The 16,786-nt window shown below is 47.7% G+C and carries 16 protein-coding genes; 8 read left to right on the top strand and 8 right to left on the bottom strand.

The window, feature by feature from the left end:
* Positions 1 to 76 precede the first annotated feature (76 nt).
* A complete protein-coding gene (ric, locus tag MMG82_RS10030; protein ID WP_241406808.1) occupies positions 77 to 823 on the top strand; it encodes an iron-sulfur cluster repair di-iron protein in 747 nt (248 codons plus the stop codon).
* 98 nt (positions 824 to 921) lie between these two features.
* Positions 922 to 1,425 (top strand): ATP-binding protein, encoded by a 504-nt coding sequence (locus tag MMG82_RS10025; RefSeq protein WP_047537623.1) that lies wholly within the window; start codon positions 922 to 924, stop codon positions 1,423 to 1,425.
* A gap of 8 nt (positions 1,426 to 1,433) precedes the next feature.
* Here the strand turns inward: MMG82_RS10025 and MMG82_RS10020 are convergent, their stop codons facing one another.
* The 7 genes from MMG82_RS10020 to MMG82_RS09990 form a co-directional block, all read right to left on the bottom strand.
* Entirely contained in the window at positions 1,434 to 2,012 is a 579-nt protein-coding gene (locus tag MMG82_RS10020) for a HupE/UreJ family protein (protein WP_023266363.1), read from the bottom strand.
* A 115-nt stretch (positions 2,013 to 2,127) separates the two neighbouring features.
* A complete protein-coding gene (locus MMG82_RS10015) occupies positions 2,128 to 2,850 on the bottom strand; it encodes an HAD-IA family hydrolase (RefSeq protein ID WP_241406807.1) in 723 nt (240 codons plus the stop codon).
* Positions 2,850 to 3,749: a tyrosine recombinase XerC gene (gene xerC / locus MMG82_RS10010; protein WP_167352756.1), complete on the bottom strand. Its 900-nt coding sequence runs from the start codon at positions 3,747 to 3,749 to the stop codon at positions 2,850 to 2,852. Before xerC ends, MMG82_RS10015 begins: the two co-directional genes overlap by 1 nt.
* 41 nt (positions 3,750 to 3,790) lie before the next feature.
* Positions 3,791 to 4,426, bottom strand: a complete 636-nt coding sequence (locus MMG82_RS10005; RefSeq protein ID WP_047537610.1) for a DUF484 family protein — start codon at positions 4,424 to 4,426, stop codon at positions 3,791 to 3,793.
* A complete protein-coding gene (gene dapF, locus MMG82_RS10000) occupies positions 4,423 to 5,250 on the bottom strand; it encodes a diaminopimelate epimerase (RefSeq protein ID WP_037430212.1) in 828 nt (275 codons plus the stop codon). The genes MMG82_RS10005 and dapF overlap by 4 nt, the downstream gene beginning before the upstream one ends.
* Before the next feature lie 69 nt (positions 5,251 to 5,319).
* Positions 5,320 to 6,564, bottom strand: coding sequence for a diaminopimelate decarboxylase (gene lysA, locus MMG82_RS09995; protein ID WP_047537605.1), 1,245 nt, complete (start codon positions 6,562 to 6,564; stop codon positions 5,320 to 5,322).
* Between the two features lie 42 nt (positions 6,565 to 6,606).
* Entirely contained in the window at positions 6,607 to 6,789 is a 183-nt protein-coding gene (locus tag MMG82_RS09990; RefSeq protein ID WP_051714241.1) for a lipoprotein, read from the bottom strand.
* A gap of 79 nt (positions 6,790 to 6,868) precedes the next feature.
* On the opposite strand from MMG82_RS09990, the gene cyaY reads away from it, so the two are divergent.
* The gene (cyaY, locus tag MMG82_RS09985) at positions 6,869 to 7,201 is read left to right on the top strand and encodes an iron donor protein CyaY (protein ID WP_037422994.1); all 333 of its coding nucleotides are present in this window, start codon (positions 6,869 to 6,871) and stop codon (positions 7,199 to 7,201) included.
* Between the two features lie 37 nt (positions 7,202 to 7,238).
* Here the strand turns inward: cyaY and MMG82_RS09980 are convergent, their stop codons facing one another.
* A complete protein-coding gene (locus tag MMG82_RS09980; RefSeq protein ID WP_047537602.1) occupies positions 7,239 to 9,653 on the bottom strand; it encodes a class I adenylate cyclase in 2,415 nt (804 codons plus the stop codon).
* Between the two features lie 202 nt (positions 9,654 to 9,855).
* Between MMG82_RS09980 and hemC the strand changes: the two genes are divergently transcribed.
* From hemC to MMG82_RS09955, 5 genes are all read left to right on the top strand, one after another.
* Complete coding sequence (gene hemC / locus MMG82_RS09975) at positions 9,856 to 10,788, top strand: hydroxymethylbilane synthase (protein ID WP_037423000.1); 933 nt, start codon at positions 9,856 to 9,858, stop codon at positions 10,786 to 10,788.
* A gap of 4 nt (positions 10,789 to 10,792) precedes the next feature.
* Positions 10,793 to 11,533, top strand: coding sequence for a uroporphyrinogen-III synthase (locus MMG82_RS09970; protein ID WP_047537599.1), 741 nt, complete (start codon positions 10,793 to 10,795; stop codon positions 11,531 to 11,533).
* A 60-nt stretch (positions 11,534 to 11,593) separates the two neighbouring features.
* On the top strand, positions 11,594 to 12,823 hold the full coding sequence (locus MMG82_RS09965) for a uroporphyrinogen-III C-methyltransferase (RefSeq protein ID WP_047537596.1): 1,230 nt from the start codon (positions 11,594 to 11,596) through the stop codon (positions 12,821 to 12,823).
* On the top strand, positions 12,820 to 13,986 hold the full coding sequence (locus tag MMG82_RS09960) for a heme biosynthesis HemY N-terminal domain-containing protein (protein ID WP_047537592.1): 1,167 nt from the start codon (positions 12,820 to 12,822) through the stop codon (positions 13,984 to 13,986). The genes MMG82_RS09965 and MMG82_RS09960 overlap by 4 nt, the downstream gene beginning before the upstream one ends.
* Before the next feature lie 381 nt (positions 13,987 to 14,367).
* Positions 14,368 to 16,786: retention module-containing protein (locus MMG82_RS09955; RefSeq protein ID WP_241406806.1), on the top strand; the 2,419-nt coding region annotated here is incomplete at its 3' end.

The raw sequence follows: 16,786 nt of genomic DNA, 5'->3' as shown, positions 1-16,786 counted from the left end.
TTAGTCAGGATTTATTGCATCACAACAAAGCTGCAAATAATATGCATGTAAATTATTTGTGCTTTGGAGTGTTGCAATGTCATCAACTAGCTTTTCGTCAGCGTCTCACGTTGAACAACCATCCACCCCTTTATCACCATGGCTTGAGCGTAAAGTAGGCGAGCTGGTCGCGGAGGATTTTCGCCGCGCCCATGTGTTTAGCCAATTTGGTATCGATTTCTGCTGTGGCGGTGGTCGAGCACTGATCAGTGCCTGTAAGCGAGCGCAAGCCGACCCAAATAAAGTCATCGCCGCATTAGAGTACATGACACATTCAGGTGCTAAAGAAGATGAACTTAATCAACTACCACTTGAGCAACTAATTGATTATATTGAGCGTACTCACCACCAATATGTCCGTGCTAAAGCACCGTTATTGCTGGAATACTCAGAAAAGATGGTACGCGCTCATGGCGAGCATTATGCCGAAATTGTTCCATTTGCAGGTTGGGTTCGTGCGTTGATAGAAGATTTAATGCCGCATTTGATGAAGGAAGAAAATATCCTCTTTCCTGCGATTCGGGCGATGAGTCAAGGCGAGCAAGTGCAGGGTTGTTTTGGTCATATAGGTAACCCTATCAATGCAATGCAACACGAGCACGAAGAAGCAGGATTGATTTTACAAAAGCTACATGAGTTAACCAACGACTTTACGCCTCCCGAATATGCGTGTACTACTTGGCGGGTTTGTTATGCAACGCTCGCAGAATTTGAGGCGGACCTGCATAGGCACATTCATTTAGAAAACAACATTCTCTTCCCTAAGGCGCTGCAACTCGCCTAATAAACAAGATTGATTAACCACCAAGGTCAGCATAACTGCTGGCCTTTGTGATTTTGGCGTGTTACAAAAAGTGGTGTGCCTTGCAAGGATAAGCCGCCATGACATACCCAACATTCGCACTCGATGATATTGCTTCTCTACACGAATCAGCCCAAGTAGAATTTAAACTCGCAAGAGGCCGTGATGGTCAAGGTCAATTACCTGAAGATATTTGGGCAACCTATAGCTCCTTCGCCAACACCTTAGGCGGAGAGATTATTCTTGGGGTACGCGAAGATCGTGGCCATTTCACCATTGAAGGCATCCCTAATCCGCTACCCGTATTACAGGAGTTTTGGGAAATCCTCGATGACCCTAGCCGGATAAGCTGTAATATTTTAGCGATATCTGATGTGCAGCTGATTGAAATTATGAATAAAAAGCTGATAAGGATTCGCGTGCCACTCGCGCCAGAGCACCTAAAGCCAGTATTTATAGGCACCGATGCTTATACAGGGACTTATTTTCGGGTTGGAGATGCCGACATGCATGCCAGCCGGAGACAGGTTACACAAATGCTACGCCGCGCCCATCACTGCAATAAGCTGATAAAGGCGCGGTAGTGCTTTTTCTAAAAACCAGCGAGTAAATAGCCACCCATGGCGGCAATTGCCACGCCAGATACGCGCATTAAGCTGCGTTGCCCAGTGACGCGCTGCATGCCTAGCCCTAGCATAACGCCACCTAAATGGATAACCGCAGTACCAAATAAGAAACCAAAGGCGTAAAGAACTGGGCTGGCAAGTTCAGGCATTTCCATGCCGTGGGCATGACCGTGGAAAATCGCAAACACGCCGACAAATGCCATCGCAAATAAGAGCGGTAATTGGCGGTCAAAGGCAATCGCTAACCCAAGCAACAGTACTGACAAAGCAATGCCAATTTCAACAAAGGGCACCGGAATGGCATAAAGCCCCAGTATTCCACCAACCAACATAAAACACACAAAGGCTAAGGGCACAGTCCAAATCGCGCGACCACCGAGCTGCGTACTGAGCATGCCCACACTTAACATGGCAAGGAGATGGTCAAACCCTAAAACGGGATGATTAAAGCCCGCCATAAAACCACCACCTGAGTGGATTTCGTGTGCCGAGGCAGGGGCTATAAACGATAGACTCAAGAGGAGCAACAGACTTAAACGCACCATAGCAGTTCCTTGTTAGTGAAGACGTAACAACTGAGTTAAACAAATGCTAATACTCTACGGCAAAACGATATGCCAATCCTTGATCCCTATCACTTTAAATAGGCTGCTATTCTTTTTAAGGCAATAACATTTCCTGTAATGAATCGAGAGTGGCAATTTCCATATGGGGTAAGAGTGCAGCAATCGGTAACGATGCCACACGGCCAAAACTGGGATTTAACCAGACAGACTGACATCCCGCTAAACGCGCACCGCGAACATCGGCATTCATACTATCGCCAACGTGCAGCAGTTGATCTAAGCCGATATCTAACCTTTCACAGGCCTGTGAAAACATATCTTTAGCAGGCTTCATCCTTACACCACTACCAGGATGCAGCACAAATTCAAACACATTACTTAAGCCGATACGCTGTGCGTCCACATTACCATTAGTGATGCCAATCAGCCTAAAATGGACCGATAAACGCGTGAGCAGCGCCAAGACGTCGTCTGAAACCTGAAAATGGCTTCGATGAAAATAAAAACAAGCTAAACCTTCCTGCGCGCCCCGTTTTGCCTCAGGCTCACTATAACCGAGCAGTAAAAGGCCTTTATGCAGAGTTGCAATTCGCGCCGCCGAGGTGTCATGAGCAAGGGCCGGATTTTGCTGTAGTAGTTGTAACTTGAGCATTCGCCATTGCTGCGGTTGCCAGGCCTGTGTCAGTGGAAAAGCCTGATGCAAAAACTGTATTAACTCAGCTTCGGCATTGAGAATGTGGGGTTCGTTATCGTATAGGGTATCGTCGAGATCGAAGCTAATCGCACGAATATTCTGGGGTCTAAGATAACAACGCATTATTTATCCTGTTGTTTTTTCGCTCTAGGATGGGCGTTATCATACACCTTAGCTAAGTGTTGGAAATCTAAACTGGTATAAATTTGCGTGGTAGACAGGTTTTCGTGACCTAATAATTCCTGCACCGCCCGTAAATCGGCACTGGATTCCAGCATGTGCGTCGCAAAGGAATGGCGTAACTTGTGAGGATGAACCCGCATAGAAAGCGCCTGCTCCTGCCCCCATTTGCTCATGCGCGCCTGAATGCTGCGATGGGATAAACGCTTACCCTTTTCGGTGACAAACAATGCGTTATCTTCACAGGGAATTTGCCTGCGGCACTCAATCCACGCGCCTAAGGCATTAATAGCATAACGCCCAACGGGGACGATACGCTCCTTGTTGCCCTTACCTAATACCCGCACTTCACGCTGATCATATTGCACACTGGATAAATCGAGCGCTGCGAGTTCTGCTAAACGTAACCCGCTGGAATAGCATAGCTCCATAATGGCTTTATCACGCAGTGTTAGCGGATCATTGCCTTCAATCTCAAGCAAATGAGTGAGGGAATCGACATCGATATTTTTCGGTAAAGGCTTAGCTTGCTTGGGCGCACTCAGCCCCTTGGCAGGATTGAGTTCTATCACGCCTGCGCGCAGTAAAAACCCTCCCCACTGTTTTACTGCCGATAACCATAATGACAGCGAGCGCGGACTCAGTCCCTTGCGGTGTAACTTAGCAAGCACTTGTTGCCAATGCTCACGCCCGACATTGAGCAGGTCAACACCTTCGGGCAGTAACTCGCTTCCCCGCTGCAACTCGTACATATAATTGCGAACCGTATGCGCCGATAACTGACGTTCAGACTGCATATAGGTTTCAAATTGCTGTAAATAGGAGTGACAACGCGCGGGCATATCATTAGCTGGCGAGTTCATATTGGACTCCTCATCGGGGCTTAAAGTTTGGCGAGCATATGTGCCAGCAATCGCCGAAGTTGCTCGAGCAGCATATTGTCCATATCGGGATGAAAATGGGTGGCATCGTGGCTGGCAACTGCAAAAATGACAGGAATATCATCAGCTAGTTTAACTAATGCCACCGAGCCGACCTCACTGCCAAATAAGCGTTTCGCCTCTTGTTGTGTCAGACGACCAAAATAGTAATTATTGCGTAAACGCTGCGCCCAAATCGCCTTCATCTCAATATCGGCCTCTAACACACTGATAAGACGCACATGGGTAAAATTAAACTGCGCCTTTAAATTATCAGCCAGCACTTCTTTAAGGGATTCTAAGTTAACGCAATTGAGTAGCTTAAAAGACAGTTCAGTATTAAATCGGAATATCTTTTCATTACGTGCAGCCATGGCCAGTAAACTGGTGATTTCTTCTTCGAGTTGCCCAACCCGCAGGCGCAACAACTCTTGACGTCGTTCGACTAAGGAAATCGCACCGCGCTCCAAATGGGGCAAACGCATCGCCAATAACAGCTCGGGATACCGATTAAAAAAGTCAGGATTATCGAGTAGATATTCGCGAATAATCAACTCATCAAAGGGAAGATTGGTCTGCGGCATCAAAGGCTCGGTCATAACTGAATTTGTCCATCATAAACGTGCTGCGCAGGGCCTGTCATCCACAGCGGTTTGCCTTCACCTTCCCAATTGATGGTTAAGCTGCCGCCCGGTAAATCCACTTGTACTTGTTGATCGAGTTTACCTTGAATTTGTCCGACTACTACGGCAGCACAAGCACCTGTGCCGCAGGCTAAAGTCTCAGCCGCACCACGTTCGTAAACTCTAAGCTTGATATGACCCGAGTTCACCACCTGCATAAAACCAACGTTTACTCCGCGCGGGAATCGCTCATGCTTGGTGAGTAACGCACCGATTTCGGCGACATTCGCGCTGGTAACATCTTCCACATCGAGCACGCAATGGGGATTGCCCATGGAGGCCGCACCACACAAAAAGGTTTGTTGCGGCGTTTGCAGCAGATAGGTTTTTTCGGCCTTTTTGGCTTTAAAGGGGATTTGGCTAGGTTCGAGCACGGGCACGCCCATATTCACAGTGACAGTACCATCGCGCTCAAGGCGCAGTGTCATCTTACCCGCAGAGGTACTTACACGAATTTTATTCTTATTCGTCAGCCCCTTATTACGGACAAACCGCGCAAAGCAACGGGCGCCATTGCCGCAGTTTTCGACCTCACCACCGTCGGCATTAAAGATGCGATAATGAAAGTCGAGGTCGGGATCATAGGGTGGCTCAACCAGCAAGAGTTGGTCGAAACCGATGCCAAAGTTACGGTCAGCTAAACGGCGGATCTGCTCAGGCGAAAAGAACACGTTCTGCGTGACACCATCGACCACCATAAAATCGTTGCCAAGTCCGTGCATCTTAGTGAATTGGATCAAGATACTTATCCTTTAAGCCTAGGCGCCGCCATAACTAGCCAAGCGCCTGAATCAATATAATTTTCTAGTTTACGGCAGGAGCTGCTCACCTTGCCAGAGCTGCGCTAATTTTTCTCGCTCACGCACCAAATAAGCCTTATTGCCATCCACCATGACCTCGGCCGCACGCGGACGGGTGTTATAGTTTGAGGCCATGGCAAAACCGTAGGCACCGCTTGAGCGCACAACCAGTAAATCCCCCGCCGCAATCGCGAGTTGTCTGTCCTTCCCTAAAAAGTCACCGGTTTCGCACACTGGCCCTACAATATCAAATACTTGCGTATCTTCATCCCGTGGATTCACCGGAATGATATTTTGCCATGCACTATAGAGTGCGGGCCGAATTAAGTCGTTCATGGCACCATCAACAATCGCAAAACGTTTGTCACTGTTTTCTTTGAGGTACAGCACCTCAGTCACAAAAATCCCCGCATTGGCAGCAATCGCACGGCCCGGTTCGAAAATCAGTTTGAGCTTGCGATGACCTAAACGCTTGAGCAGTGCAGCGGCGTACACATCAGGATGCGGTGGCGTTTCATCATCATAGGTCACCCCTAAACCGCCACCCACATCAAAGTGCTCAATCACTATCCCTTGCTCGGCTAGGCGGTCAATGAGCGATAGCATTCTGTCCATTGCATCGAGAAACGGCTGAATTTCAGTGAGCTGTGAGCCGATATGGCAATCAACCCCTTTTACCTGCAAATGCGGCAGCGCATGGGCGCGAGCAAATACAACTTCGGCCTCATCCATGGCGATACCGAATTTATTTTCTTTAAGACCCGTCGAAATATAAGGATGCGTACCGGCATCGACATCGGGATTCACCCGCAGTGACACTGGAGCAACTTTACCTAAGCGGCCGGCAACATCGTTAAGTTGTTCAAGCTCAGCACTCGATTCAACGTTAAAGCAGTAGATACCAAGATTTAATGCCTGCTCCATTTCGGCAACGGTTTTACCCACGCCAGAAAACACCACTTTGGCAGGGTCACCACCGGCTTCAATCACCCGCGCTAACTCGCCGCCCGAGACAATATCAAAACCACTACCTAAACGAGCCAATACGTTCAGTACGGCTAAGTTCGAGTTGGCTTTCACCGCGTAACACACTAAATGTGGATGGTCGGCCACCGCATTATTAAAGGCATGCCAGTGACGTTCGAGCGTCGCACGGGAATAGATATACAGTGGCGTGCCATACTGCTGGGCTAAATCATTGACCCGACAGCCTTCTGCGTACAGGGTATTATCTTGGTAGAGAAAGTGATCCAATGTCCGATTCCTTACTGCGCTTTGTAGTAATTATGCTGATTATTATTGTGTTTTTTCAGTTTCAGCTTGAGGCTCCGCGGCTTGTACAGGCGTAGCATCACGCTTAGCTGGCTTATTTTTTTTAGACTGAGTCGCCTCTACTGGAGAGGATTTATACAGGGGGCCCTTTTGACCACAGGCTGTAATGAATAGGCTACCAATCAATAACAATAAAAACAGTCTCATTTTTCTCAACATCTGTGCATCTAGTGACTAATCATCTTATAATCGCACCCATCTTGACGAAAGCAAAGGACAGAAATGCATGGCCATGACAGATACAGAATTTCACCAGCTCGCCGATGACATGTTCCAAGCGATAGAGACCGCTATCGAAACCGCAATTGATGAACAAGATGCCGATGTGGATATTGATGCCAGTGGTAACGTGTTACAGCTAGAATTTGTCGATGGTTCGAAAATCGTAATCAACAAACAGGAACCTTTGCATGAAATTTGGGTAGCAACGCGTTTCGGTGGCTATCACTTTGGCTATGTAGAGGGAAAATGGCTTGATGGTCGTAATGGCGGCGAGTTTATGCCCTTTGTGCAGGACTCGATTCTACGCCAAAGCGGTATCGAACTCAGCCTCTCCTAAGCCGCGGCTTTATTCCTAAGCGGGAGGTCGCTCCCGCTTAAAACTCCACATTGGCGTTATTGATATCCACCCCAAAGGGCATCACGGTTAGCTCACCCGCCACCCGTACTAAATGGAAAAACTGCGGAATATTAAACCGTGCTTTTGATGCATAAAATTCATCAAAAACATAGTGATGACTCACTTTGTTGACCAATTCGCTCATATCTGAACCAGACTGCACATAATGACTCAGCTGATTTTCCTCATCGAGAATAAACACATCTAAGCTATCGGTGCGTTGCCGCAGAAAGTACTGGATCGCTCCCTTGGCGGCAAAGTTTTGAATGATTTTCGGCATGCTCGAAAAAGGGTCATCCCCCAACTCTGGCCGAGGCAATTGTACTAAATGACTACGAGCAAGTTGCTGATAAAAAGATTTGGCATCACTCAAGTCCTGATAGGCCATCCCCAAAGGATTAAAAAAGATCCCGTAACGGGTATGACTAATCTGCAGCGGCTGCACTAAGGTGCTCGATTGTTGCACCTGTTGACAGAGTCGCACCGTTTGTTTAAGCAAGTTTTTCACCGCTAACTTAAGTTGTGGCCTGAGCTTTTGCGAACAGCTAATCACATCCATATCCACGGGATGAGTCGCTCGCCTTAGCCCTGGTGTGACAAATGCGAGTGCCTGCAATACTGCGGTTTCGCCCTCAAAACGATGACACTGCCACTCCCCCCAACTATTAAGGCAAATAGCATCGAGGGCGCCGAGCATATTTTCCTGCTTACGACCCAATGAAAACACGTTGGCATTCATGACATCGACCATCATCTCTTGCCCTTGCCAATGGATCGTAGGATCACAGTCGAGGTTTAAGATAAAAATGAGTTTTCTAAAATGCCAAGGCTGACATAGGTCAAGCTTTGAGACCCGCCAATCATGATCGATAAAATTAAGTAATCGTTTTGAAGCGTCGGTCAACCTTCGGGATTTAATCTTACTCTGGCCAAACTCATACCATTTGGTTTCTGGCGTCGATACCCCATTTAAGCAAGCCCAAATCATCAGCGCTGACGGGCTTTTCCCTTTGCAAATAGCAGATTCACCTAACAGATTCTGCGGCTTTGGCCCCTGGCGGTAGAGGTAATATTGATTTTCCTTGTTACTGGACACCATGGTTACTTCAGATTCAGCAACCGAGTGGCTCCAGAGCAAATTCAGCTTAGCGATTTGGTCTTCATCTTGGCTAAAGTAAGTATGTAGTTTGCGAGTGAGCATCCCCAACTCTTCAATCCTGAGTCCTTCGTTTAACTCATGGGTGGAGGCGAAACGCAGCAAGGTTTGATAACTCGCCAGCAGCAATTCATTAAGTTGCTCATTAAACCAATTGAGCTGGCCACTATGCCAATGCTCACAATCATCTAAGGTAGTAATTAAACTGTTGGGCCACTGCCACTCTTGCACCAACTTTTGCATTTTGGCATAGCGCCAATCTTTACCTTGGTCAGACACACTTAAGAACACGCCACATTTTAGATAAAAACAGCGGCGCACAATTTCCAGCCGACGACTATCATTCTGCTTTAATAAATAGGCTTCAATCGCCTCATAAATTGCGTAATAAGCATCGTTAGCAGTAGAAAAATCCCCTGCTAAGGTCTTTTGCCAAAGCCGGTCACACAGTAACTGAGAATGGGGATATTCACTGGCATAAGCCTCAAGCAAAAGTACTTTAATCAACGCTTTATGCGGCTTATTTAAGCCTTTATAAAGCTGCCAAAGCGAGGCACCAAAATACTCGCTTGCCGGTAACTCGTGCACATTACCAAGATATAGCAATTCAGGATTGAGCTTAGCATCAGGCCACCATGCAATAGTTTTACCCGCCAAGCGAATTTGGCTGCGATAAAACTCCTCAAGCAACAGCCAATGCTGCGTACTGCCACTGTGCTCATGAGCCATAGAAGACTGGCAACCGGTACGCTGTGAGATATCACCACAAAATTGCAGTGGATGAACCAAGTAAAAATTCACCTCAAACTGATACTCTGCAAACCAAGCGGTTAGTCGTTCCGTTTTTAATTTAACCAAGGCTAAGTCGTCATCACACAAATCCTCATGATGGACTAGCCACACATCCACATCACTTTTTGCATTCTGACCAAAGCTAGCTGTACTGCCCATGGCATATATCCCTTCGAAGGCATAACAATCCATGTCATTAGGTATAAAAGGCAGCTTAAACACATCACAAGCCTGGGCTTCTATTAAGCCCGCCTTGTAACCATAAATACCGCAAGGCGTATTAGGATCAACGTATCCCGGATACTGAACGCTATTCTGTTGAAGTAAAAAGGGGATCAAACGGAACAAATGCTTTTGCAACGGAGACAACAAGGCTAAGGCCCGTGCAATACGAACCTGATTAAGTCTTTCTGCAATATCAGGAAACTGGCCTTGCTGATCCATCCTAGAACACGACACTTAAGCACAATTGAGAAGTGTGCTCATGTTAACACTTTTGCAAAGCTGAGCAACTAAATGAGATATCCATCACACTTTTATACGATTTAGAACACCGCCGACTTCAAAGAATCGATACGGCTTCCTTACATTCGCGAATAGCCAATGTTAGCATTGGCGCAACTAAGATCTCGGATGGAAACTAGGCATGTCTGAAAACCGCATACGTATCGCTACCCGCAAGAGTCCGCTGGCCATGTGGCAAGCTGAATTTGTTAAAGCAGAATTAGAACGCGTTCACCCAGGAATTGTGGTGGAGCTATTGCCAATGAGCACTAAGGGCGATGTTATCTTAGACACGCCATTAGCGAAAGTTGGTGGTAAAGGCTTGTTTGTGAAAGAACTCGAAGTCGCCATGCTCGAAGACCAAGCCGATATCGCCGTACACTCCATGAAAGACGTGCCAGTAGATTTCCCCGAGGGCTTAGGGCTGGAAGTGATTTGTGAACGCGAAGATCCACGCGATGCCTTTGTGTCTAACCTTTATAAGTCAATCAGTGAGCTGCCACTCGGTGCCACGGTAGGCACCTCAAGCCTACGCCGTCAGTGCCAACTGCGCGCCTCACGCCCAGACCTGATTATCAAAGATCTGCGTGGCAACGTCGGTACTCGCCTCGCGAAACTCGATAACGGCGAATACGATGCGATTATCCTGGCTGCGGCGGGTTTAATTCGCCTGAAATTATCAGAGCGTATTGCCAGCTTTATTTCTGCGGAAGAATCCTTACCCGCAAACGGTCAAGGTGCTGTCGGTATTGAATGCCGTACCAATGATGAGCGCGTTAAAGCATTATTGGCACCATTAGAACACTTAGAAACGCGCTACCGAGTCATCGCCGAGCGCGCCATGAATACTCGCCTCGAAGGTGGTTGCCAAGTTCCTATTGGCGCCTTTGCCGAAATCGATGGTGATGAGATGACACTGCGCGGCCTCGTTGGTAATCCAGATGGTAGCGAAATCATCGAAGGCGTGATCACAGGTCCAAAGACCGAAGCGACGCAACTCGGTATTGCCCTTGCTGAAGAACTACTGAGCAAAGGCGCTAAAAGCATCCTCGACGCTGTTTACGCCAAAGCCTAAGACGATGAAAGTCTTACTGACGCGCCCCGAGGGGCGCAATCAGTCAATGGTCGATGCCTTGAATGAAAGAGGCATCGAACACTGCGTGACGCCACTGCTCTGCGTTGAGGCCACGCCTCCTCTGCCGCCTGACTCTTCGCATCCCCTAGCCCATGTCGATATGGTTATCTGTATCAGCGCCAATGCAGTCAGCTTTGCTGATGCTGCGTTTAAAGTCGATACAGCCCAAGTTAAAGACTGGCCAAGCGTACCTTATTTCGCCGTGGGTCATGCTACGTGGGAAGCGCTACAAGAGAAGGGAATTGAAGCTCTCGAAGCACCGGATGATTGTCAGCAAACAGAAGGCTTGCTGACATTGCCTGCACTGCAACATATCCAAGGCAAACATATCACTATCATTCGTGGTGTCGGTGGTCGTGAAGCCCTCGCTGAGCAACTGAGTGCCAGAGGCGCGAAGCTGCGCTATTGGGAAGTCTATCAACGCGCTTGCCCACCACTCGATGGCGTAGCGGTTAGCCAACACTGGCGAGACTTAGGGATAGATACTATTGTCGTGACGAGTGGTGAAGTACTAGATAATCTGATTAATCTAGTGCCAAAAGAGTTATTTGCATGGCTGCGCTCATGTCATATCATAGTCCCCAGTAACCGAGTAGAAGCTCAAGCTCATGCCTTTGGTATAACCCAAGTCACCAATGCCAATGCCGCCAACAGCAAAGCCGTGCTAAACGCCCTTAAACTCTAAGTGCTATTTAGCCCGATTTTACTCGAATTTCGGCAGTAGCATGATTTTAAGGACTGTTAAATGGATAACAACAAGCACGACGCCCAAAGCCCAGAGTCACAGGCTATCCCAGTTCTCGCCACATCGGTCAATACCGATGACGCTGCACCACACAACCAAGCTTCTGAGTCACAGGCGAGCAAGCCTGAAGAACAAGAAGTCAAACCTGCCGACACTAAGTCGCAAGCCAGTAAACCCGAATCGACCCAAACTGCGAGCCAAGTGGTGCAAGTGAATCGTAGCTCATGGGCTATTCGTTTTGGTGTACTACTGGCCTTAGGCTTGACCGTTTGCACCATAGGTGGTGGCTATTTGCTGTATCAACAAATGCAGCAACAGCTTCAACTGCAAGAGACGAAAAATCTAGCCCTGCAAGATCAGTTGCAACAGGCTTTACTCGTCCCAAATCAGCGTCTTGCACAACTTGAGCAACAACAACTCTCAGATGCAAAAACCTTCCAAGAGTTATCTAAGCTTGCCACAGATCAAAACCAGTTACAGGACAGACTAGAGAAACTGGCCCAGCGCAGCCCAACCCACTGGATGGCCTCAGAAGCCGAATATCTAGTAAACATGGCTGGACGTAAGCTTTGGCTCGAAAAAGATCCACGTACGGCAACCGATTTATTAAAATCCGCAGATGAAACTATTGCCGCGATGAACAACCCCGCATTACTGCCAATCCGTAAGGCATTGGCAAAGGATATTGCGGCGACCACCAATATTAAGAGTTTGGATATTGAAGGTGGTGTATTAGCACTCGATGCCTTAATCGACCAACTTGACAAATTGCCGCTAAATCGTGCCGATGCTGAAGCAAGCACGGCTGAAGATACGACCATTTCCGGCGATCTTAACGATTGGCAAAGTAATCTGAGTAAAACCTGGAAGGCGTTGACTCAAGATTTTATTACTATTCGTCATCGCACCGCCGATGCGCCAGCCCTACTTGCTCCAGAGCAACAATGGTATTTGGTTGAGAATATCCGCCATAAACTGCTGCAATCACAACTGGCACTCTATCGCTATGATAGAGCCGCTTATCATCAATCACTGATGATGGCGCGCCAGTGGATCCAAACCTATTTTGATGTTCAAGCGCATCAAACTAGCGAGGCCATTGCCGAAATCGACAAGTTGGCAACACTCGATCTTGACCCTATTACGCTAAAATCCTTTGCCGCTAAACCGCTGTTATTACAGTTAACCAGCTATGGTGAACTCACCTCTTCAGAGGAACCGCAGCTATGATTAAGGCATTAATATTTCTTGGTATTATACTTTTAGGCCTGTGTATCAGCCCCTGGATTGTTGGCAATACTGGCTATGTGTATATTGCCGCGGGTGATTACCAGCTTGAGACCAGTTTAGTTTTTGGCATCGTCATGTTAATCGTGTTTTATGCGCTATTCCAAGTGCTGGAATGGTTAGTGATCACTGTGATTAATCTGCTGCTACGTAGCCGTTTTATCCCGCAGCATTGGCGTCGCCGCTCCGCCAAAAAACACACCCTCATCGGCGCACTTGCCATTGCCGAAGAAGATTGGCCTGCAGCAGAACGCGCCATGATTAAAGGAGCCGACAACGGTGAACTGCCAGCATTAAATTTGTTAGCCGCTGCACGTGCAGCTCAACATCAAAATAAAACTGCCGAGCGAGATCAATATCTTGCCCGCGCAGAAGCGCAGCCTATGACGGCCAATGCGGTAGCAACCACTCGTACCCGTTATTTACTCAAACAAGGTGAATTAGCCTTAGCCAGAGCCGAGCTAGATAAGTTAGCCCCAACTAGCAAGAGTAAAGCCCCTGTGCTGAAACTCGCCCTCGAGTTATATCGCGCCCAGGAAGATTGGGAAGCGCTTAAGCTATTGCTCCCAATACTGAAGAAACGCCAGATCTTAGAGGATGCAAAGTTAAATACGCTGAATGTTGAAACCCATTGCGCCCTATTAAAAGCGGCGAGTCTAAAAGGGGAAGAAGCCCTAGAACAATGCTGGCAATGGCTTTCACGCGATGAACGTAACCAGTCTGAGTTTTTAGCGATTTATGCCATGGGCTTGTGCCGCTTCAATCGTAAAGACCAAGCGCTTAAATTACTCTCGAAAAAGCTACGTAGCTCGCCAGAGTCTGCACTGTTAGAAGTGATCCCACAGCTCGTCACCGCCCATGACGAAGAGATCCGCAAACAATTGCTCAAGCATGAAATCACCCATGAGAACAATGCTGATTACCAACGGTGTTTAGCGCTACTCTACCAACAAACCCGAGATATGAAAGAAGCCAAAATCCGCTGGCAGAATGTTTGTCGTCTTGCTCCGAGTAAAGACTCTTGGCTGGCGTTAGCACGTATTCAAGAGCAACTTGGCGAACAAGGTCATGCTAACCAAAGCTATCGTCAGGCAGTAAACCTATAACTTCTATCAACCGCAATCCATTAGGCGGATTGCGGTCCCTCCTCATTCAACCTTGAACATACTTGCCGCACATCATTTATAAAATATTAAACCCGATCTTAAGAATAGTTTGTTATTAATATGTTTGTTTTGATAGTTAAGAGACACTAAATGCAGTTTCTTTTGCGTTTTAAGATACTACATCTAGTTCTGTCACTTGTAAGTGCCATTTTTTCGCACTCCACCCCTTAAAATCCAGTTATAGCAAGCCATTCCGGCGCGTCAAAAAATTGACTTACACACGCGACCAAGCTAAAATTTAGCCACTTGTATCACAATTCAGCGTATTTGTTGAATTTGTGCATCTTCGGATTAACACACTTTGGCTGTTGGGAGCTAATTATGGGATCGATCATTACAACAAAGAAAGGTTTGCTGAAACTTGTTAAAGGGCAAATCGAAGTCGAGGTTAATGGTTCAAATCAACCCGCTAAGGATGGCGAACAACTCCCAAAGGGTGCAGTTCTCCATATCGGCGAAAACGCGACTTATGAAATCACTTTCGATGATGGCACCAAGCTGTCTAATGAAATAGAAGTCAATCCAGCATCTGCTGCGGTTGTTGCCCCAGTGACAGGTGAAGCCACACCTGATGAAATTCAAGCATTACAAGATCTTATTGCTTCAGGTGAAGACCCAACTAAAAATTTACCTGAAACCGCAGCAGGGAATGCACCAGCCAGTGATGGTAACTCTGGCTATGTTAGCCTTGCGCGTGATGGTTCAGAAGCTCTCGCCACATCAGGTTATAGCACTTCTGGACAAACACTAGCCGCATTTGCACCCGACACTCCCGAACAGTCAATTGCCACAGACTCCCCATCCTTGCTCGCTAACGACAGCATTACCGTAGATGAAGATTCCGTTGCCACCGGTAACGTCCTTAGCAATGACAGTGATATTGATAGCACCTTGTCTGTTGTCAGCTTCACCGTAAACGGCAATACCGTGACTGCGGGCACCACTGTTGCCTTAGAAGGCGGCAGTTTAATCATCAATGCCGACGGCTCTTACACCTTCACGCCCAACGCCAACTGGAATGGCACAGTACCGGTGATTACTTACACCACCAACACTGGTGCAACCGCCACCTTAACCATTAATTTCACCCCAGTGGATGATCCATCAGTCTTGGTTAACGATACCAATACCGTTGCTGAAGACGCTGTGGCATCTGGCAACGTCCTTAGCAATGACAGTGATATCGACAGTACCTTGTCTGTTGTCAGCTTCACCGTAAACGGCAATACCGTGACTGCGGGCACCACTGTTGCCTTAGAAGGCGGCAGTTTAATCATCAACGCCGACGGCTCTTACACCTTCACGCCCAACGCCAACTGGAATGGCCAAGTACCGGTCATCACCTATACCACCAACACTGGCTCAACGGCGACCTTAACCATTAATGTCACCCCAGTGGATGACCCATCAGCCTTGGTTAACGATACCAATACCGTTGCTGAAGATTCCGTTGCCACTGGTAACGTCCTTAGCAATGACAGTGATATTGATAGTACCTTGTCTGTTGTCAGCTTCACCGTAAACGGCAATACCGTGACTGCGGGCACCACCGTTACGTTAGAAGGCGGCAGTTTAATCATCAACGCCGACGGCTCTTACACCTTCACACCCAACGCCAACTGGAATGGCACAGTACCGGTGATTACTTACACCACCAACACTGGTGCAACGGCCACCTTAACCATTAATATCACCCCAGTGGATGACCCATCAGTCTTGGTTAACGATATCAATACCGTTGCTGAAGATTCCGTTGCCACTGGTAACGTCCTTAGCAATGACAGTGATATTGACAGTACCTTGTCTGTTGTCAGCTTCACTGTAAACGGCAATACCGTGACTGCGGGCACCACCGTTGCCTTAGAAGGCGGTAGCTTAGTCATCAATGCCGACGGCTCCTACACATTTACGCCTAACGAATTCTGGAATGGCCAAGTACCTGTCATTACTTACACCACCAATACTGGCTCAACCGCAACATTAACGATTAATATCACTCCGGTTGCAAATGGCGGTCCTAGTGTCACTATCACTACAGACACTAACAATGACGGTTTTATCAGTAATGAAGAACTTGGTGAAGCAAGCGAAGTAAACGTCACGATTGGCTTGGAAGGTACTGGCGCGAATGCGGGAGATACGCTCACAGTTAATGGTGTTGATTACATCCTAACGCAGGAAGACATTGATAATGGATTTGTTAATCTAACGCTTCCAGCCCCTGCTGAAGGTGAAACGATCACTGTCGTTGCGACCATAACCGATGCTGCAGGCAACACTTCACCAGAAGGCAGAGATTCCGCAGTTCTGGACACTACTGGGCCGGTGATCACTGTGAGTGCTCCCGATGATACGCAAGATACAACGCCCACTATCACGGGTACAACCGATGCACCTCCTGGTAGTACTATTACTATTTTGGTTACCGACAGCACCGGGGCACAACAAACTCTTACAACTACGGTTAACTCAGATGGAACTTATGCAGTTGATGTGACTAACCCCATCGCTGAAGGTGGTTATACTGCAGAGGCTTCAGTCACAGATCCAGCGGGTAATACAGGAAAGGCCAGCGATAACGGCAATGTTGACACCAAGATTGACCAAGACGGTGACGGTAACACCGTGGCCATCACCGCCATCACCCAAGACACTGGCAGCTCCAGCAGTGACTTTATCACCAACGACAACACTCTGATTTTCAAAGGTACCGTCGATTTAGGTGACAACAGCACCTTAG

Source organism: Shewanella sp. MM_2022_3 (assembly GCF_022557375.1).
Lineage (GTDB): Bacteria > Pseudomonadota > Gammaproteobacteria > Enterobacterales > Shewanellaceae > Shewanella > Shewanella xiamenensis.
Note: the sequence above shows the minus strand (reverse complement) of the source record. Positions and strands in the feature narration are given on the sequence as shown.